This is a genomic window from Streptomyces collinus Tu 365, from assembly GCF_000444875.1.
Lineage (GTDB): Bacteria > Actinomycetota > Actinomycetes > Streptomycetales > Streptomycetaceae > Streptomyces > Streptomyces collinus_A.
Genome location: NC_021985.1, coordinates 483,112 through 502,548 on the forward strand (window position 1 = coordinate 483,112; position 19,437 = coordinate 502,548).

Below are 19,437 nucleotides of genomic sequence, written 5' to 3' on the forward strand. Positions count from 1 at the left end.
TCGCGGCTCAGCGGTGGGAACGGTCGAGCGCGGGGGCCGCGACCGGCGTGACGGTGAGATCGAGGCGCGCCGACCGGACCGGTCTCGCGGCGGGGCGGGCGGGAGTCGTGAGGATCCCGGCGCGGTGGTGCCAGAACCGGCGGCGCCGGTACTCCGGTGAGGGCAGCGGAGCCCGCCCGGTCCCCTCGGGGGCGCCGGGGCCGAGTACGACGTGGGCGTTGGTGCCGCCGAATCCGAAGGCGCTGACCGCGACGCGGCTGCCGGCGGGCAGTTCGGTCGTGGTCCGTGCGGGGAAGAACGGTGACTCGCCGAACGCGAACCGCGGATTGGGTCGCTCGCAGTGCAGGGTCGGGACGATCAGTCCGTGCCGGAGCGTCTGCACGGCCTTGATGAATCCGGCGATCCCGGCGGCGCTGAGCAGGTGGCCCATCGAGCTCTTGACGCTGCCGATCCCGCAGTACTCCCGGTCGCCGGTGTGCTGCCGGTAGACGGTGGTCAGCGCCTGCAGCTCGATCGGGTCGCCGATCATCGTGCCGGTGCCGTGCGCCTCGACGTATCCGATGGTGCGCGCGTCGATGCCGCCGCGGGCGAGCACCTCGCTGATCAGCGCCCGCTGGGCGGCCCCGTTCGGGGTGGTGTGGCCCATGGTGCGGCCGTCGTTGTTGACACCGGACGCTTCGATGACCGCGAGGATGCGGTCGCCGTCGCGTTCGGCGGCGTCGAGACGCTTCAGCAGCACCAGCCCGGCGCCCTCGCCCGGGACGAAGCCGTCGGCGGACTCGTCGAAGGTGCGGCAGCGTCCGGTCGGTGACAGCGCCTTGCCGGCGCTGAGCATCAGGTACGGCTCCTCGTCCAGCAGCAGGTCCACACCGCCGGCCAGTGCCATCTCGGACTCGCCCAGCATCAGGCTCTGCGCGGCCAGGTGCACACTGACCAGCGCCGACGAGCAGGCGCTGTCGATCACGAGGTTCGGCCCGGCGAGGTCGAGGAAGTGCGACACGTGCGCCGCGATGTAGTTCTGGTTGATCCCGACGATCGACTCGCGGGTCAGCGGCCGCAGGTGTGCGCGGTGATTGCCCGTCCGGCCGCCGACGAAGACTCCGACCCGGCGGCCACGTAACTCCTCAGCGGTGTACCCGGCGTCGTGCACGCACTCGACGGCGACCTCGAGCGTCTTGCGTATCAGGGGGTCGAGTTGACGTGCCGTCTCGTCGTCGAAGCCGAAGTAGCCCGGGTCGAACAGGGCGGCGTCGTCGAGGAAGCCGCCCCACCGGCTCTGGCTGAACCCGGGTCCGCCGTCCGGCCGGTAGAGGGCCGTGGTGTCCCAGCGGTCCGCCGGCACGTCGCCGACCAGGTCCCGCCCGGCGAGCAGTGCCTGCCAGAGCTGCTCCGGGTCGGCTGCGCCGGGCAGTCGGCAGCCCATCCCGATGACCGCGATCCGCGTCGCGGCACCGTCCGCGGCGGACGTCCGTGCCGGCGCCGCGGATGCCACCGGGGCGGTGGCCGGGGCACGCTCCGCCGCGGAGGCCACCGGGCCGGTCGCCGGAACACGCTCTGCCGCGGACGCCACCGGGCCGGTGGCCGGGGCACGCGCTCCCGCGGCGGTGAGCGCGGCGGCGAGCCGGGCCAGTGTGGGGTGATCCTGGAGCAGGCTGGGGTCCACGACGTCGCCGAGTGCTGCCTCGAGATCGCGGACCAGCTCGGCCATCAGCAACGAGTCCACACCGAGGTCGACGAGGTGGGTGTCGGGCCGCAGCAGGGACCGTTCGGTGCGGGTTGTCCGGGCCACGACGTCGGCCAGCCAGTCGATCTCGGCCGCGTCCGGCTCGTCCGCCGGGGCGGTGACCGGCTCGGGGGCGGGATCGGGGTCGCGCCGGGGCGCCCGGAACAGTTCGTCGGCCGGCACCGCGGTCCGGCGCGTCAGGCAGGGCAGCAGCACCGGTTCGCCCGGCACCCGCAGCGCCAGGTCGAGCAGTCGCAGCGCGTCGCCCTCCGCCAGGTCGGGGATGCCCAGTTCGGTCCCGGCGCTGGTACGCCGCTCGCCCATTCCGACGTCCCGCCACAGCGGCCACCGCAGCGACCGGACCACGCACCCGGGCTCGTCCGCGTGCGCCTCGGCGAAGTCGTCGAGGACGTTGTTGGCCGCGGCGTAGTCCAGATAGCCCCCGGCCAGCCGGGGCGACCCGGCCGCGATCGAGGAGAACAGGACCATGAGGCGCGGCAGCCGGCTGCCGAACGCAGCCCACAGTGTCTCCACGGCGAGCTTGGGCCGTAGCACGACGGCGATCTCGTCGGCCGTCTTGGCCAGGAACGACCGGGGCTGGTGCATGACCCCCGCGCAGTGGAAGGCCGCCGCGATCCCTCCGGCGCGGCCTCGATGCCGGTTGATCAGCCTGCGCAGCGTGACCGCGTCGTTCAGCGCATGGGTGTGGACCGAGAGCTTCACGCCCCGCTCGGCGAGGGCCAGCAGGGCGGTGAGGCGCGTGCGCAGCAACGGGTCGGTCGACGGCTCGGCGGCCAGGGACGCCCAGCGGTTGCGGGCGGGCAGCTCGGAGCGGCCGATCAGGACGAGGTGCCGCGCACCCCGGTCGGCCAGGTGCTCGGCGAGGCGCAGGCCGATGGCACCGGTGCCCCCGGTGATCAGCACGGCGCCCCGGTCGAGACCGGTCAGCGGATCGACGTCGCCGGGCCGGGCGAACCCGGCCACGCTGCGCCGTCGTCGGGAGCCGGCGTACCGGATCTCGGTCTCCTGGTCGTCGGCCGTGCTCTCGGCCGCGACCGCGGCGGCCAGGTCGGCGAGGTCACCGTCGACCCGGACGGTGCGGGAGACGACCATGGGCAGTTCTCCGGAGACGGCGCGGTAGAAGCCGGCCAGCGCCGAGCGGCGAGCGCCGCTGACGTGCAGGCAGCGCAGGCCGGTGCGCGGATGCCGGCCGAGCACCTCGCGCAGCACCTGGATCCGCTCGGTGACCAGAGCGCCCGGTTCTCCCCAGTCGACCAGATCGGCGACGCCGGCCAGGCCCCGCACGGTGGGCAGCGGATCGCCGGGGCGATGCGCGACGGCGTCGTCGCCGAACAGCGTCGTCGCGAGGCTCGGGTCCGTCGTGAGGACCAGGAAACGGCCGCGCTGCGCCGGCGCGGGTGGCGGCGCGTCCTGCCAGGCCGCGGTGAGGAACTGCGGGGCGGGGCTAGGCGATTGCGGCACGGCGGTGGGCGCCGCCCAGTGCTGGTCCCGCCGGAAGGGGTAGCTCGGCAGCGACACGACGGGGGCGGCAGGCACCGGGCCCTCGGTCCCGGCGTCGCCGGTGAGCGGCTCGGCGTCGACGGCGGCGGCCAGCGCGTCCGCGAGTTCGCCGAGGTCTGCCGCCGTGACGGCGACGCGGCAGGCCAGCCGGGCCCGGCCGGTGCTCATCGTCCGGGCGATCGAGGCGAGTGGGGGCGCTTGCGGTGACCTCACCACGTCCAGCAGCGCGACGAGCGCGTCCCGCAGTGCCTGCGGGGTGCGGGCCGACACGGGCACCGTCACCCGGCCGACCGGCGGTGCCCCGGCTGCCGGCGGTGCCTCCTCCAGGACCACGTGCGCGTTCGTGCCGCCCATGCCGAACGAGCTGACCCCGGCCCGGCGGGGGCCGCCGCCGGGCGGCGGCTCCCACGCGGCCTGTTCCAGCTGGAGCCGCAGCGGCGAACCGGACAGGTTGATCATGCGGTTCGTCCGGCGCACGTTGCGGGTGGCCGGCAGCGTCCGGTGGCGCAGGGCGAGAATGACTTTGATCATGCCGGCGACACCGGCGGCGGCCTCCAGATGACCGATGTTGGTCTTGAGGGATCCGATGCCACAGTGTGGTGCGTCCGGCATCGGATGCCGGCTGTGCGCGTACAGCCGGCGGAACGCCGCCACCATGGCCGACACCTCGATCGGGTCGCCCAGCCGGGTACCGGTGCCGTGCGCCTCGAGGTAGCCGACGGTGGCGGGGTCGACGGCCGCCGTGGTGTAGGCGCTGACCAGCAGGTCGGCCTGGGCCTCGGGGTTGGGCGCGGTGAACGACTGCGCCTGCCCACCGTGGTTGACCGCCACCTCGCGGATGACCGCGTGCACCCGGTCGCCGTCGGCGAGCGCCCGGTCGAGGGGTTTGAGCAGCAACGCGCATGCCCCCTCGCCGCGGACGTAGCCGTCGGCGTCGTCGTCGAAGGTGTGGCAGCGTCCGCGTGGGCTCAGTACGCCGGCGCGCTGGTACGCCGCGTGCCGTCCCGGGTCGCACAGCACGTTGACGCCGCCCGCGAAGGCCTGGTCGCATGCTCCGGCCCGCAGCGCCGCGATGGCCTGGGCCACCGCGACCAGCGACGACGAGCAGAGTGTGTCCACGGTGACGCTCGGGCCGCGCAGGCCCAGGGCGTACGAGACCCGGTTGGCCACCAGCGAAGGAGAGACCGCGACGCTCAGGTGCGGTTCGTCGCGACCGGCGTGCTCGGCCAGCACGGTGGCGTAGTCGGAGTGGCAGACCCCGGTGTACACACCGGTCCGGCTGCCCGACAGCTTGGTGGGGTCCTGTCCCGCGTCCTCGGCGGTCGCCCACGCCACCTCGAGCATGAGCCGCTGCTGGGGATCCATCAGCGCGGCCTCGCGGGGGCTGACGGCGAAGAATTCGTGGTCGAAGCGGCGGATGTCGTCGAGCAGGGCCGCCCGGCCCACCAGATCCGGGTGCGCGGCGGTGTCCCAGCGGTCGATCGGGATGTCGCGGATCGCGTCCTCGTCGCGGCCGAGCAGGTCCCACAGTTCACTCACGCTGGCCGCCCCGGGGAAGCGTCCGGCCATGCCGATCACCGCGATCGGTGCCGAGGCGCCCGGCTTCGGTGCGGCCGTGGCGGTGACCGGTCGGGGTTCGCGGTCCTCGCCGCGTATCACCTGCGCCATGGCCTCGACGGTGAAGGCCTGGAACATGGCGCTGGGATCGATCTGCAAGCCGTGTTCGTCATGGGCCAGCGCCACGATCTCGGCAAGCGCGACGCTGTCCAGGCCGTACCGCCGCAGGTCGTCGTCGGCGGTCAGGGAACCGGCCGGCCGTCCGAGCGCCCGTTCCAGCAGCTGCAGCAGCACCGTTTCCAGGGCGTCGTCGGTCGCGGGCGCGGGTTCCCTCGGGGCCGGCGCGGCGCGGGGCGCGACGGAGTCACCCCAGAGCCCGCCGAACACGCTGGACCCGCGCAGTGCCTTGACCGTCTCGATCCGGGCCAGCGGCCTGTTGTCGGCCTCGCGCAGCAACGTCGAGGTCAGCACCGCCCGGTGACCGTCCTCCAGACGCAGGTCGTCCAGCCGGTACCGCACGGTGTCCTCGGCGCCGCAGTTCGCCAGGTACACGATGTCGCGTCTGACGGTGGTGGCCGCGGTGGCCCACTCGCCGCCTGGTGCCAGCGAGTGCAGGTACCGGCGCTCGCCGTGGTCGTTGATGTGCGGGTAGGAGGCGAAGTAGAGCAGGCCGAGGGCGTTGACGTCGACGACCGGATTGAGCTCGTAACGCTCGGTGTGCAGTCCGGGACCATCCGTGTGGCGACCGCTCTGCTCCTGGAAGTCGTGCAGGAAGGCCAGCTGGTCGGCGTCCGGCTCCCGGGCCGGCAGGCAGCCGGGCAGCTGTGGCACGCCGGGAACCAGCCAGTTGCGGTCCGAGCGGCGGACGAAAACGGTGAGCAGCCGGACGTCGACGTGTGCCGTGCCGGTGGCGAAGCGGATGTCGGACAGGAACCGCCGGTCGTCCAGTCTGGTCAGTTCACCGCTCATCTCGCCTTCGTCGAGCTCGGCGAAGGCGGCGAGCGAGGCGCTCGCGGTGTGGCGGACCCGGACGAAGGCCGGAAGCAACCGGGTGCCGTCGGCGTCGGCGAGTTTGGTGACCGAGGTGCCGAAGTACTCACCGATCAGCGACCAGTGCAGGTCGCCGGACTCGCGTAACAGCCAGTTCTCGGAGAGGCCACCGGTGGCGAGCGTCGGCAGGCCCAGCACGACGTGCCGGGCGGTCACGAGACAGAACCGCAGGGGTGGTGAACGGGGAGCTGCGTGCAGCCGTGCCGCCACCTGTTTGAGCCACATATTCGGTGATATAACGGGCCAGAAATCACACTCGTCTGCACCAGCACACTCCCCCGTGTCATCCGTTGCATGTAGAACGTAACCCGGTGGATCACTCGCGTCTACAGCGTCCTGGGGTCACTTTTCGCCTTACTGAGCGTGACCTTCCTACCCGTCCGGGCAGCGGGCAAGACGGTCACTCGCGCAGCACACACCGGGGATTCCCGGACCCTCACCCCCACCTCGCGAGTCGAATCTGGAGGATGCAGTGGACAGGATTTGCGTCATTCGCCACACGGAGCGAGCGGGCGGTCACTCGTGATCACGGGATCCGTCGGCACCGGATTGCTGAGCGCCCTCCTCCCCTCCGGTGTCGCCGTTGCCGAACTGTTCGCCGATCCACCGCACATCGACCTGCATCCGCAGGAGGCGGCCGTCGTGGCCGGCGCGGTCGACAAGCGCCGCCGCGAGTTCGCCGCCGTCCGTCTGTGCGCCCGCGCGGCGCTGAGACGCATCGGAGCGACACCCGGACCGATCGTGCCGGGCCCCAAGGGTGCACCGCAGTGGCCGGACGGGGTGGTCGGCAGCATGACGCACTGTGACGGCTACCGAGCGGCGGCGGTAGCTCATCGCACTATGTTCGCCTCGATCGGTATCGACGCCGAGCCGCATGCCGCTCTGCCCGAGGGCGTGGAGAAGCTGACCGCGCTGCCCGAGGAGCGAACGGCACTGAGTCGGCTGGCGGTCACCCACCCTCGCGTCCACTGGGACCGGCTGCTGTTCAGCGCCAAGGAGAGCGTTTACAAGGCGTGGTTCCCCCTGACCGGCCGCTGGCTGGACTTCATGGAATGCGCCATCACGCCCGATCCGGAATGTCATACCTTCACGGCCGACTTCACCGTGCCCGGACCGGTCGTCGGCGAAGACCGGATCAACAGGTTCACCGGACGCTGGCACGCCGGGGGTGACGCTCGGCATGTCGTCACCGCTGTCACCGTGCCGTGGCCCGCCGGAAAGTGGGGCGGCGCAAACCGGTCGCCCGAGAGCCTCGGCGTCTACGCAGGAGGACGGTGACGCCTCGCACTGGCCGACCCAGTCACAACTGACGCCGGGCACGAGGCCGATGTCGCGCGGGTGTGCGGCGGACGAGCATGTCAGCGTGCTGTCAGCGCATCTTGCGAGAGTCGGTCTCGTGAACGGCGCAGGGGTAAGTCCCCGGAGCCGGACACGGGGAGAGGTGCCCGGAGTGGTTGATCGGGGACCAGCGAGCTCGCCTCACGGTCGGGCCCCCTCGGGGCCCACGCAGGTTCGAATCCTGCCCTCTCCGCCGTAAACCCCTTCAGGGGGCTGTGCCGGGCCGGCGCATCGGCCCCTGAGCCCGCGGTCACCGTTACTCGGGGACTGAGGTGCCTGGTGATAGTAGAGCCGCCGTCCAGTGTCACCCTCACAGACCGACTGCGCGGCCTGCTGACCCAGATCCACCCGTGGGATCTTTGACGCGTTGGACGAGCGGACCGTGACGGTCCCGGGCACCGTCGCTGCCGCCGGACCTAGATACCGGTCGTGCCGTCGAGCAACTCGCGCAGGATGTCGAGGTGACCGTTGTGGCGGGCTGTCTCCTCGGTGAGGTGCAGCAGGATCCAGCGCAGGTCGACGTGGAGGCCGTTGCGGATGGTTCCCTCAGCCCGCTTGTCCAGGTCGTTCCCGGCGACCAGTTCGCGGTAGCGGGCGCTCTGTTCGGCGTACTCCTCGAGCAACTGCGCCAGCGGGAATTCGACGGCGATACGCATCTCGCGGTCGGGGTCCTCATCCGTCCAGGGGCCCCGGTCCTCCTCCCCGAGGAAGACCACCTGGAACCAGTGGTACTCGACCCAGCGGAGATGGTTGATCACTCCGCTCATGGTCATCAGCGGTGAGCCGGGCAGGAGCGCCTTGCGGGCGTTCTCCGCGGAGACACCCTCGCACTTGGCGCGGGCGGTGTCCCGTGCGTAGTCGAGAAACGTGGTGAGCTGGGAGCGCTCGTCCCACGCGGGCGGTGTGTCGTCGATTCTCGTCATCGCGCGAAGCCTCCCCGATCACCGCGGCCGATGTCCAGGCATTTACCACCGAGTCTGTGCAGACGTAGTGGTCGGCGTCGGCGACATCACCGGCGACGGCGCGAGCGACCTGATCGCCCGCGACACTGCCGGCAACCGCCGCTCGCGCAAGGCAATCGGACGCCGCCCAGCCGGCCAGCACAGGTCCGTCCATGTAGAGGCCACTGGAGACGAACCACAGCCGGGCATCGAGCGTCTACAGGTGCGTGGGTGCGCACTGACCTCGCGCACCGAGTCGTATTCGAGGGGAACCGAACACGCATGAAGACCAAAACGACCACCGTGGCCCTTGCGGCGATCGTCGCTGCCGGCACCGCCGTCGCCGCCGTCCCGGCCTCGGCGGCCACCGCCAAGGCCGCGCCGTCGCGTTGCCACACCGCCGACCTGAAGGCCGGTTTCGCCACCGGGGACGACGCGAAGCCGGAGATGGGGCGGCCCGGGAAGCAGACGCAGGCGTTCGTCTGGTTCACCAACAAGAGCAACCGCACCTGCACCCTGTCCGGCTTCGCCGGTGTCGACATGGTCGGCGCCCAGAGGACCGACGGCACCTGGTCCCTGGTGCGCTCCTCCAAGAGGCCCACGAGGATCACCCTGGGGCGGGGGGACACGACGGACTTCAGCATCAACCTGCTCCCCGTTGCCAGGTCCACGCCGCAGAAGGAGAAGTTCGTCCCCGCGACGTTCCTGGTCACCCCGCCGAACGAGACGAAGCACTTCACCCTGAAGTGGCCCTTCGGCGGCCAGATCCTGAAGCAGGACGGTGCCACCCACCCGGGCACGTACCTCAACCCGGTCGGACAGTAATCCCCCGCGTCCGCGCGGTCAGGGCTCCAGGTGGGCCTTGACCGCGCGGCGCTCGTCCATCGCCCGGTAGCCCTCGGTGACCTGGGCCAGGGGCACGATGAGGTCGAAGACCCTGCCCGGCCGGATCAGGTCGGGCAGGAAGCGGTGGCCGGGTGCCGCGCCGCCGCGCGGGCCGACCTGGGAGAGGAACAGCTCGTGTCCGTCGACGGCCACGACGTGGCGGGGCGCCGACATCGCCGGAGGCGTCGACCGACCGCGTGGTAGCTTCGCGGCGGAGGCTCTCAAGTGCCGGCCCCGGACGAGATGTGCGCCGTACCCGGTCCGCTAAGACGACGCACTCAGGAGACGTCATGTCCGCAGGCACACCCTTCACGGATGTCGACCGCCCGCTTCGCCGGCCTCGCGAGTTGGACGTCCGTTGGATCCACGGCTCACCGTCGTCCAAGCACAACACCGACCCGGACATCCAGGTCTACGCGTACGACGAGCACACCGTCATCCTGCGGCAGAACATGGCGATCGACTACGAGGCACCGTTCCTGTTCCTGCTGTTCGGCGCCACGCAGGCGGTGCTGATCGACACCGGAGCCACCGCGTCCGCCGAGTTCTTCCCCCTGCGCCGGGTGGTTGACGAGCTCGTCGACGGCTGGCTCGCCCGCCACCCCCGACGGGACTACCACCTGCTGGTGCTGCACACCCACGCCCACGCCGATCACATCGCGGGCGACCGCCAGTTCGCCGACCGCCCTCGGACCACGGTGGTCGACGCGGAGCTCACGGCGGCCTGGAGGCACTTCGGATTCGATAAGGACCCCGACGCCGTGGCGCGAGTCGACCTGGGAGGCCGCGTGCTCGAGTGCCTGGCCACCCCCGGGCACCACGAGGCAGCGGTCACGTTCTACGACCCGTGGACCGGGTTCCTGCTCACCGGCGACACGGTCTACCCCGGCAGGCTCTACGTCCAGGACTGGTCCGCCCGCACCACCTACCAGCCCCACGAACCCCCGCTGCAGATGACCACCGGCCACCTGCAGGACATCCGCGCCGCGCTCAACGAGATCGGCGACCGACCCCGCCGACTCCCCTACCCCCTCTTCGTCATCTGCCCAGACGACTGAGCCACTGGCCCGGCCCGGGGCCGGTCATGGAGGCGGGGTCGGTGCCCGTCCTAACACGGGGATGACAAGGCGGGACGCGTCTTCGCGTGCTGCTTACAGGCGCTGGGTCCCGCTCTGGGCCGGCTCCTGTGCTCGGTGCGGGCGCCGTGGGCGGATGATTCCCGCGTTCCGGTCTGCACGAGCCATCTTGACGTACCAGAGGATTCCGAGCGGTGAGATCAGCAGGCTGGAGACCGCTCCGTAGAGCGGCATGAGCCAGATGACCGAATCCCTGGTGTTCCAGTGCACGTAGAAGGCAAGCAGAAGGTAGGCCAGCATCACGACACCGAGGACCGCGGTGGACATGGTGCATCCAAGGTCGTTGACCAGCTCGGCAGCGGTGATCCAGCGCAGGGGGGCCAGAAGGACCGTCGCGGCGCCGTAGGCCCAGACCAGCGGGTGTCTGCGGGCGAACCGGAAGTTCACGATGTAGAGCCGTACTTCACCGCCGGCCCAGGCCAGACGCTGGCGCCACCACGGCTTGAAGTTGTCCGGAACGATGGTGGGCACTTCGAACGGCACATGGCCGACCCGGTAACCCAAGGCGTTGGCCAGGATGCCGAGTTCGACGTCGTTGCCCTGGAAGAACAGGGAGTGGCGCCGCATGATCTGGCGGTGCGCCTCGGTGCGCGCAGCGTGGCAGGCGCCGGACACCAGCCATGGGACGACCCTTCGCAACTGCATGGCGAGGCGATACTCGTGTGCCTGGATGCGTCCGAGGAGCCGGCGGGTGTTCATCGGGACCAGGCGTATGGAGGCCAGGTCGAGTTTGCGGACGGCGAGTGCGCCCACCAGTTCGCTGAGGGGGCGGACGGTGGTGGTGTCGGCATCCAGGCACACCACCCACTCGGCCCGGACCCATTCGAGTGCGTCGCGGACGACGCGGTCCCGGATCGTGCCGCCGGTCTGCCTTTTGCCGGAACGGCCTTCGCTCGGGCGGGAGACCTCGCCTCTGAAGACGCGGAAGCCGTTGGCCTGGGCGATGGCGTCCAGTTCCCGGTTGAATTCGTCCGTCTCCGTCGTGGTGGTGCACAGCAGGACGCGGCTGCCGTATGTGCGCAGGAAGTCCACGTTCTCCAGGTAGCGCACGCTGCCGTAGATGGGGACCAGGACTTCGAAGTCCTCCACGGGTGTGGGCGGTGCGTAGTCGGCGCGGGCGTTTCTGGCCCGCACACTGCCGACCATGTCCACCAGGGTGAAGAGGAGCGGCAGGGTCAGGACCGAGATGGCCAGGCCTATCCAGGGGTTCAGGCTCACGGTCGCGTCTCCAGCGAGGACGCGTCCTCGGACTCGGCGTCGGGCAGGAGATTGCTCATGGCGGCCACGAGCAGTTCGCTCTCCACCGTGCCCACCAGACTGCCCAGTTCCTCGACCCGTCTCAGCAGATCGGGGCGCACCGCCGTGCGCGGGCGGACGCACCAGATACGGGGGTCGGCGGTCGATTCGCGCTGTTCGGTCTTCTCGTCCAGCAGTTCCTCGTGCAGCTTCTCGCCTTCCCGCAGACCGGTGTACGTGATCTCCACACCGGGGGCCTGCACGGCAGCGACGTAACGGTCGACGAGGTCGGCGATTCGCACCGGCTGCCCCATGTCGAGGATGTAGGTCTCGCCCGCGGTGGCCATGGTCGCGGCCTCGATGACGAGGCTGGAGGCCTGCGGAATGGTCATGAAGAAGCGCGTGACGTCGGGGCTGGTCAAAGTGACGGGTCTTCCGTTGCCGACCTGCCAGGCCAGGCTGTGCAGGAAAGACCCGCGACTGCCGATGACGTTACCAAATCGGACAGAGCCCACCCGCATGGATCCGCCTGCGTACGCCTGCACGATCACCTCACCCAGACGCTTGGTCAGGCCCAGGACGGAGGTGGGGCGGGCGGCCTTGTCGGTGGAGACGAAGATGAAGCGGTCGACCCCCGCTTCCGCCGCGGCTCTGACAACGTTGGCCGTGCCGATCACGTTGCTGAGGACACCCTGCGCGGGATAACGCTGCAGCAACGGGAGGTGCTTGTGGGCGGCGGCGTGGAAGACGATGTGGGGTCGCACCCGGGCCATGAGCTCCCGCATGGCATCCGCCTGGCGTATGTCACCCAGAACCACCGTGTCGTCGTCCAGCAGTCCATGACCGTGAAGGTCCAACTGGATTGCGTGCAGGGCCGACTCGTCATGGTCGACCAAGTGGATGCTTGCGGGGGACAGCTGCCACAGCTGGCGCACGAGCTCGCTTCCGATCGATCCGCCCGCGCCGGTCACCAGGATTCGTCGAGCACCGACGAGCAGCCTGGCCTCACGGCTGTGTACAACGTCCGGCCTTCCGCCGAGCAGGTCGCCGGCGTTCACCGACGAGAGCTGCTGAATCGTTCCTGCGGAATTCCGTGGCGCCACCGCGGTCATGGAAGCTCCCTTTCTGGACCGGCGCGCCAGGGCGGCGTCCGGTGACGATCGATGCTGCGAGCGTGCGAAGCCGACCGCGGGAGTGTCTTCGCGGGTGGGAGATGGCGCAGTCGGCGAGGAGCGTCAGCGGGCGACCCGACGAGGGTGCAGCGGCGGCCGTTGTCCCGACCGTGCAAGTGATGAGCACCTGACGCGATCAAGAGAAATACATGAGTCACGCACACATTGCAAGGCGGAAGTGAAGGAAGAGTGATGAAGACGTGAGGGTGGTGTGCACTCTTCGCCCGTATAACCATCGTTAAGCGGACATACGTTGTGGCCGATTGTGAAGAAAATGTGTGCAGCACGCCTCGCCTTGAGCAGTGCACGGGCGAACGACAAGGGGTCGTCGGCAGCAGCCGGCCAGGGCCGCCACACCGATGGTGACGCGCAAAGACATCACGACTGAACCGGTCGGGCCAACTTTGTTGCCTCTCGGGAAAGTTTAATCACGAACTAATCACTTTCGCTTCCCCCAGGGCAACTGCGTGGCTCCTTCACCGGTCACACACCTGCAAGCGCAGCAGAAGCGCACGGGGAGCACCATGAATCAGCAGCAGTACCCCCAGCCTCGGCGGTTCGGACTGGCGTCCAGGACACGGCGACCGTCAGGAACGCTCCGGGCCGTTCCGGCGGCTGGGCCCGGTGACTTCGCGCAGAAGGGAAGTGAGCGGCCGGTGTCCGTCGCGGAAGCAGGGCCTCGCCGAGGCCTTCGGCGGTGACGGCGGCCGGGGTCGGGCCCCGTCCGCGGCGTCCCGGTCGGCCGGGGGCCGAACGGGCAAGGGTCGGGTGCCGACGGGCCCGGGGGCCGCGGACCGGAGGGTGCCGCGGTGTCCGCCGGGCCGGGAGGGAGCCGGGCCGGCCCGGCTCGTCTACCGCCCCGGCTGTCCGGTCAGCGCGGCCAGTGCGGCGATCGCCCGCTCCAGGGGCCGGTCCCGGCCCTGGCCTTCGACGCCGAGGGCGGCTGCCAGAGCGCCGGCGTCACCGCTGCGGACGGCGCCCCACACCAGGTCGGCCGGAGCGGACGGCTCGTCGGCGACCCGGCCGATGCTGATCCACTCTCCCCTGCCATGACGCACACCTTCCTACCTGGCCGCATCGAGGAACGGCCGAACGAGGCCCGCCTGCACGAAGACCCTCGCGGTCCCGCCTGACGCCCGTCTGACCGATGACTGATGCAACGCACCGCGGCCAGGGCTGTCGGCCGACGGACAGCCGTTCCGCTCCGGACGGGGCGGCCGCCGATCCCTCCGGACGCCGCCACGGCCCGTGGCGGGCCCGGCGACCGACGCACCGGTCGACCGCCGCGCCGAACGAAGGTGCTAGCCCGCCGACTTCACGGTCAGGTCACCGTTCGTCGTGGACAGGTCCAAGCGGTACCTGCCCGACGGGTCGTTCTTGAACCCCACCTTCTTGTCGCCGTTGGTGTCGTGCGCCGAGATCGCGTAGTCGGCCGGCGGGGCCGTGACCGTGAGGCCGCCGCTGGTCGTGCGGGCCTTGATGTTCTGCGGAGTGTCCGCCTCGATCGTCACCTCGCCGTTCGACGTCTGCGTGTCCACGCCTCCGCCTTTGGCGTTCTTGACGTGGACGTCGCCGTTGGACGTGCGCAGCTTCACCGGTCCCCTGGCATCGTCCACCGCGATCTCGCCGTTGCTCGAGTGCACGTCGACCGCGCCGACACCCTTCAGCGTGACGCCACCGTTGGTCGTGCCCCCGGTCACCGGAAGTCCCGCGGGCACCTTGACGACGTAATCGACGCCGCAGTCGTCGCCGCAGCCGGCCAGCGTCAGAACGCCGTTCGCGACACTGAACGAGGTGCCGCTCCGCTTGTCACCGCGGTAGTCGACCTTGCGGTGGACGGTAACCGTCGAGACGTCCCCCGAGGCGTCCACCTCCACCCCGCCGTTCCTGCTGTCGATACGGATCGAGGTGATCTTCTGGGACACCTTCGCATCATCCTGGAAAGTCTTCTGATCGACGGCCGAGCACGCGGTGAGCACGCCGACGGTGAGGGCGGTCAGAGCCGCTGCCGCAAGAAGACGTGCCTGTGGGCGTCGCATGAAGTTCCCCCGGTGTAGCGAGTTGGATCGGCGTTCAGTCAACGCGACTCTACGCAGCCACCGTGGCGCCCACGATGGGGAAAACCCCCCAATGCCCGGACCGGGCCGGCATCCACGAGGACCCCGGCCGCGGTGCGGCGATCACCCGACCGACTGCAGGTCTCCACCGGAGCGGGGCTGGGCGGTTGGGAGCCTCGCGGTGAAGTACATCGCCAGGACGGAGGTGAAGGCCAGGATGGCGAGCGCGGCGCGCAGGCCGTCCAACCTGGCGTCGGCGTTGGCCTCCAGCGCTGCCTGGGCCACCTTCTGGCTCGTGCCCGCTTCATCGAGAGCGGTCTTGAGCTGGGCGTCCGACAGAAAGGTCGCCCCACTCTGGAGTTTGATCGCCGCTTCGTTCTTCACCCTGGCCGGGACGGCCGGATTGTCCGCGATGTGGGTCAGGAACGAGGAGGTGAGTACGGCGAGCAGGATCGACCCCGCCAGAGCCGTGCCGATGGAGGAGCCGAGGTTGGTGACGGCGTTCTGCACACCACCGACGTCTGCGCTCTGTTCGTCCGGCACCGCGGAGACGGTGACGGAGCCGAGCTGGGACGCCAGCGCACCCAAGCCGAGCCCGATGAGCAGGAGAGGAACTGTGACGATCTCCGCTCCCGCGCCCGTGTCGAGGGCGGCCATGAGGAGCACCGCGCCGGCGAGGATCGCGACGATCCCGAGCCGGACCACCCGCCTCGGTGAGATGTCGGGGAGGAGACGTGGGATGAGGGTTGCGGCTGCCACCAACGTCAGCGACAGCGGTAGAAGTCGTCCGCCGGTCGCGAGCGCGGACAGGCCCAGAGCGACCGACAGGTACAGCGGTACGACGAAGAACACGCCCATCATGACGAGGTACTGGAAGAAGAACATGGTCAAACCGCCGGTGAGCTGCTTGTTGTGCAGCAGGGCCGGGTCGAGGAGCGGTTCCCGGCGCTGTGCCACGAGGCGGCCCTCCCACGCGGTGAAGAACCAGATCAAGAGCACGCCCGTCAGCATCAGCCACACGACGAGCGAGACTCCCAGCCACGACGGGGCGTCGGCCTTCGGCCTGAACCAGCCCCATTCGTCGGAGCGGAGCACACCGAAGACAAAGGTGCCGAGCCCGAGCGCGGACAGCCCGGTGCCGACGAAGTCGATGTGCGGACGCTCGCCGCTCGGCACGTCGGTGAGACGGCGAGCGAGGAACAGGATGCCGACCACGACCAGGACCTCACCGGCGAACACCCATCGCCAGGAAAGGTAGGTGGTTGCGAAGCCTCCGATGAGCGGCCCGAGCGCGATCGCCACGGCACCCGCGGCCGCGACCAGTCCATAGGCGGCCGCCCGTCGTTCCACGGCGAAGTTGCCGGCTACCAGCGCTACGACCGCGGGCAGGATGAGCACAGCCCCGATTCCTTCGAGGAACGACCAGCCGACCAGCAGCACGCCCAGATTCGGCGCGAGAGCGGTGGTGAGGGAGCCGCATCCGTAGATACAGCAGCCGATCATGAAACCCCGCCTTCGGCCGAGCAACGCTCCGACCTTGCCGCCGGGAATCATGAACATCGCCATCACGAGTGTGTACGCCGTGATGGCGCCTTGAATCCCGGTCACGGTCGTGCCGACGTCTACGGCGACCGCAGCGATTGAAACGTTCATGACGGAACTGTCGAGCGCCATCAGGAACTGGCCGGCAGCAAGTGTCAGCAGAACGACCCGCGCTCCTGCTGCCGAGCTCTTGGTCGTGCCGGCTCCGGGAGTCATGCGCGCAGCATCTCAGCCACCCCGGCGGCACCTCCGGGACCACGCCACGCAGATCAACCGCTTGGCGGGTATGAAGACGATCAGCCCGGCGTATAGCGAGGCCCTATTAGGCGTACAGATCCTCCAGGTCGGCTCGAAGGGGCCAGAGGGCCAACGTCGACCACAGACTGAAACCGTGGCCTCTGCGGTGAAGGCCGCCGCCGACAACGCCGTTGGCGAGCCGCACGCGAGGAACTCGCGGTCCCCGAACCCGCTCTTACCGGGTGGTGCTGTGATGGGCGGGACACGGTGACCGACGTGACGGGAAGGTTGGAGGACGGTGCAATTCGGGCGTTATCCGGTGCGGTGGCACATCGTGCTGCTCACTCTGTGGACGGTCGTCTGGTTCGCGGTGGCCGAACGGCACGCGGCCGTGTCCTGGCACTATCTGCGCCAGGGGGAGCAACTGCTCTTCGGCCAGGCGAACGGCGGCGGACTCGCCCTGTATGCCAACCACCCCGAGCTGCAGATAGGCCCCGTCAGCTTCCTGACCGCCGGACTCTTCGCACCTTTCCCCGCCGATCTCGGTGAGAAACTCGCCGACGCCTTCATGTCCGGCCTCGGCCTCTACATGCTCGTCCTGGTCGGCCGTGCCGCCGCCGACCATTACCTCGGCACGGGCGTCAACCACAAGCGCCTACAACAACGCGTCCTCATCGCCGGCGCCGCATTCATCCCCATGTGGGTGGAGGTCGCGGTCCGTTTCGCCCATCTCGACGACGTCCTCGCCCTGTTCTTCACTACGCTCGCCGTCCGCGCACTGGTCCGGGGCAACGCGACGGCGGTGGGCGCCCTCCTGGCTCTCGCGGTCGACTCCAAGCCCTGGGCCGTCGGATTCCTGTCCCTGCTGCTCGCCCTGCCCCGCCCGGCCCGCCTGCGCGCCGCGGCCTGGACGTTCGGCCTGGTGGCGGTGGCCTGGCTGCCCTTCTACCTGACCCATCTGGAAACCCTGCACGCGGCCCGCTTCACGATCCCCAACCAGCTCGCTTCCTCACTGCGCTGGTTCGGCGTCGACGACCCCCGGACCCCCTGGTGGGACCGCCCCGCCCAGTTGGCCCTCGGCATGGGCCTGGGCGCACTGGCAGTACGACGCGGACGCTGGCCGGCGGTGGTGTTCCTGGCGGCCGACGCCCGCATCGTCCTCGACCCGAGCGTGTACACGTACTACAACGCGTCGGTCCTGCTCGGCACCCTGATCTGGGACTCGATCGGCCAGCGCCGCCTGGTCCCGTGGGTCAGCTGGATCGCCCTGATCTCCCTGTACGGCAGCGCCCTGCTGATCCCGTCGGACGCCGCCCGGGGCTTCATCCGCCTGGCGTTCTGCCTGGGCTCGGCGGCGTACGTCCTTCTGTGGCCCCAGCGCCCCCCGCGCGGCGACCGCCGCCGCCCCGCAGGCGAGCCGGTGCAAGGGGCGCTCGCCAGCAACTGAAACGGGTCGCACGGGCGTGAGGACGCGGTGGAGGACCAGGGACCGGCTCAGTCCGCCGGTCGGATCAGGCGGTGGCCGAAGCGAGGCGTACCGGCACCGCGGTCAGGGCCTCCCGGTGAACATCGGCCCACCGAACAGGACCGCCAGGGCATGTCAGCCCCGCCCCGGTCACGCTGCTTTCGCGTCCTCACCGGCCAGGAACGGATGCAGCAGCGCGAGCAGGGCGTGCGGCCGGTGCAGCGGGATGATGTGGCCGCAGTCATCGATGACGTGTCCGGTGAGATCGTCGGTGACCGGGCGGAGTTGGCGTTCCAGCGCGGCACCGACCGGCCGGGCGCCCAGCGCCATCGTGGGCACCGTCAGGCGGGCAGTGGCGACCGCCTGTTCAATCTGTACCGCGCTCTTGGGCAGGGCCCGGTAGTACGAGAACGCGCAGCTCAACGCCTGGCGGCCGGTGTATGCGCGGACGAACGCGTCCCGGAGGGCCGGGCGCACCCCGTCGCCGAGTGTGCCGGCGCTCAGAAACCAGTCGACGTAGGCGGCCTCGTGGCCCTCCAACACGGTCTCGGCGAGGCTGGGCGCGGCGGAGTGGAAGCCGAACCACCACGGGGGCCCCTCGGCGAGGAAGTCCTCGGCTCCAGGAAGCCTGCCCAGCAGGGACTCCATGACGACCAGGCGCCGGACGAGACCGGGGTGGCGCAGAGCGAGGAGGAAGGCCGGCGCGGTGCCCGCGTCGATGCCCACCACAGTGGCCGAGGACACGCCGAGCGCGGCGAGAAGCGCCGCGGCGTCCTCGGCCAGGGTGCCCGCGTCGTACCCGGAGGCGGCGCGGCCGCTCGCGCCGAACCCTCGCAGGTCCGGAGCGATGACGCGGTAGCGGCCGGACAGATCGGCCATGACGTCCGTCCACAGCTCCCAGGTATGCGGGAAGCCGTGCAGCAGCAGGACAGCCGGGCCCGATCCGCAGAGGGCGACATTCAGTTCGACACCGTTGGCGAGGACGCGTCGCAACTCGGGCATGGAGGGACTCCAGGTGCTCGGTGAGTGATAGTGACCAGGTCACGCTAGGGAACTAACCTGGTCTGCCCAAGACGGCACTTTCCCTTCAGGTGGTGAGTCCCAGGTGACCACGTCGAGGCCCGGCGGACGTGACCAGCGCCCCGGTGAGCGCGGGGACCTGCTGGATCCGCGCTGTCCGACCCGCCGGTTGCTCGACCGTATCGGCACCAAGTGGACGTCGATGGTGGTCAAGGTGCTGGCGGAGGAGGCTCCGGGCGAGCTGCGTTTCGCGGATCTGCGGCGCCGTGTCCCGGGCATCTCACAGAAGATGCTGTCCGTCACCCTGCGGAGTCTGGTCCGCGATGGTCTGGTCGCGCGCCGCGTGGAACCCACCGTGCCGCCCGCCGTCCACTACCGGCTCACCGAGCTCGGCCTGTCCCTCGAAGGACCGCTCTCCGCCCTGCGGGTCTGGGCTGAGACGCACATGCCCGAGATCGACCGCAGCAACCGGCTCGCCGACGAGGCACCCTCATCCCCCACTTAGACCCTGTCCTGTGTGGTGAGGCGGCCGAGTCGCTTGTAGCAGCACAGGGCAG

The 19,437-nt window shown here is 70.2% G+C and carries 14 protein-coding genes, 1 pseudogene and 1 riboswitch; of the genes and pseudogenes, 6 read left to right on the plus strand and 9 right to left on the minus strand.

Annotated features, from left to right (window positions below):
- Positions 1-7: 7 nt before the first annotated feature.
- Positions 8-6,007, minus strand: coding sequence for a beta-ketoacyl synthase N-terminal-like domain-containing protein (locus B446_RS01660; RefSeq protein WP_020937657.1), 6,000 nt, complete (start codon positions 6,005-6,007; stop codon positions 8-10).
- A 393-nt stretch (positions 6,008-6,400) separates the two neighbouring features.
- On the opposite strand from B446_RS01660, the gene B446_RS01665 reads away from it, so the two are divergent.
- Together B446_RS01665 and B446_RS38910 are read left to right on the plus strand one after the other, a co-directional pair.
- Positions 6,401-7,129: a 4'-phosphopantetheinyl transferase family protein gene (locus B446_RS01665; RefSeq protein ID WP_052352226.1), complete on the plus strand. Its 729-nt coding sequence runs from the start codon at positions 6,401-6,403 to the stop codon at positions 7,127-7,129.
- 157 nt (positions 7,130-7,286) lie between these two features.
- A pseudogene (locus tag B446_RS38910) lies at positions 7,287-7,382 on the plus strand.
- Between the two features lie 223 nt (positions 7,383-7,605).
- On the opposite strand, the gene B446_RS01670 reads toward B446_RS38910, so the two are convergent.
- Entirely contained in the window at positions 7,606-8,112 is a 507-nt protein-coding gene (locus B446_RS01670; RefSeq protein ID WP_020937659.1) for a DinB family protein, read from the minus strand.
- 300 nt (positions 8,113-8,412) lie between these two features.
- Here B446_RS01670 and B446_RS01675 point away from each other — a divergent pair, with 300 nt between their 5' ends.
- On the plus strand, positions 8,413-8,955 hold the full coding sequence (locus tag B446_RS01675; RefSeq protein ID WP_020937660.1) for a DUF4232 domain-containing protein: 543 nt from the start codon (positions 8,413-8,415) through the stop codon (positions 8,953-8,955).
- Between the two features lie 18 nt (positions 8,956-8,973).
- Here the strand turns inward: B446_RS01675 and B446_RS01680 are convergent, their stop codons facing one another.
- Positions 8,974-9,189 carry an alcohol dehydrogenase gene (locus B446_RS01680; protein WP_020937661.1) on the minus strand — a complete coding sequence of 72 codons (216 nt, stop codon included), beginning with the start codon at positions 9,187-9,189 and terminating at the stop codon, positions 8,974-8,976.
- A gap of 37 nt (positions 9,190-9,226) precedes the next feature.
- A riboswitch (guanidine-III (ykkC-III) riboswitch) is annotated at positions 9,227-9,294 on the plus strand.
- A gap of 11 nt (positions 9,295-9,305) precedes the next feature.
- On the opposite strand from B446_RS01680, the gene B446_RS01685 reads away from it, so the two are divergent.
- A complete protein-coding gene (locus B446_RS01685; protein ID WP_020937662.1) occupies positions 9,306-10,073 on the plus strand; it encodes an MBL fold metallo-hydrolase in 768 nt (255 codons plus the stop codon).
- Positions 10,074-10,166: 93 nt separating this feature from the next.
- On the opposite strand, the gene B446_RS01690 is transcribed toward B446_RS01685, so the two are convergent.
- The 5 genes from B446_RS01690 to B446_RS01710 form a co-directional block, all read right to left on the minus strand.
- The gene (locus B446_RS01690) at positions 10,167-11,369 is read right to left on the minus strand and encodes a glycosyltransferase family 2 protein (protein WP_020937663.1); all 1,203 of its coding nucleotides are present in this window, start codon (positions 11,367-11,369) and stop codon (positions 10,167-10,169) included.
- On the minus strand, positions 11,366-12,499 hold the full coding sequence (locus B446_RS01695) for a polysaccharide biosynthesis protein (RefSeq protein WP_078614612.1): 1,134 nt from the start codon (positions 12,497-12,499) through the stop codon (positions 11,366-11,368). The genes B446_RS01690 and B446_RS01695 overlap by 4 nt, the downstream gene beginning before the upstream one ends.
- Positions 12,500-13,410: 911 nt before the next feature.
- Complete coding sequence (locus tag B446_RS01700) at positions 13,411-13,617, minus strand: hypothetical protein (protein WP_020937665.1); 207 nt, start codon at positions 13,615-13,617, stop codon at positions 13,411-13,413.
- A gap of 243 nt (positions 13,618-13,860) precedes the next feature.
- A complete protein-coding gene (locus B446_RS01705) occupies positions 13,861-14,484 on the minus strand; it encodes a DUF4097 family beta strand repeat-containing protein (protein WP_020937666.1) in 624 nt (207 codons plus the stop codon).
- A 255-nt stretch (positions 14,485-14,739) separates the two neighbouring features.
- Complete coding sequence (locus B446_RS01710) at positions 14,740-16,374, minus strand: MFS transporter (protein WP_043474523.1); 1,635 nt, start codon at positions 16,372-16,374, stop codon at positions 14,740-14,742.
- Positions 16,375-16,693: 319 nt separating this feature from the next.
- On the opposite strand from B446_RS01710, the gene B446_RS01715 reads away from it, so the two are divergent.
- Positions 16,694-17,842, plus strand: coding sequence for a hypothetical protein (locus B446_RS01715; protein WP_052352104.1), 1,149 nt, complete (start codon positions 16,694-16,696; stop codon positions 17,840-17,842).
- Between the two features lie 168 nt (positions 17,843-18,010).
- On the opposite strand, the gene B446_RS01720 is transcribed toward B446_RS01715, so the two are convergent.
- A complete protein-coding gene (locus B446_RS01720) occupies positions 18,011-18,862 on the minus strand; it encodes an alpha/beta fold hydrolase (protein WP_020937669.1) in 852 nt (283 codons plus the stop codon).
- 103 nt (positions 18,863-18,965) lie between these two features.
- Between B446_RS01720 and B446_RS01725 the strand changes: the two genes are divergently transcribed.
- Entirely contained in the window at positions 18,966-19,385 is a 420-nt protein-coding gene (locus B446_RS01725; protein WP_043474526.1) for a winged helix-turn-helix transcriptional regulator, read from the plus strand.
- Positions 19,386-19,437 lie beyond the last annotated feature (52 nt).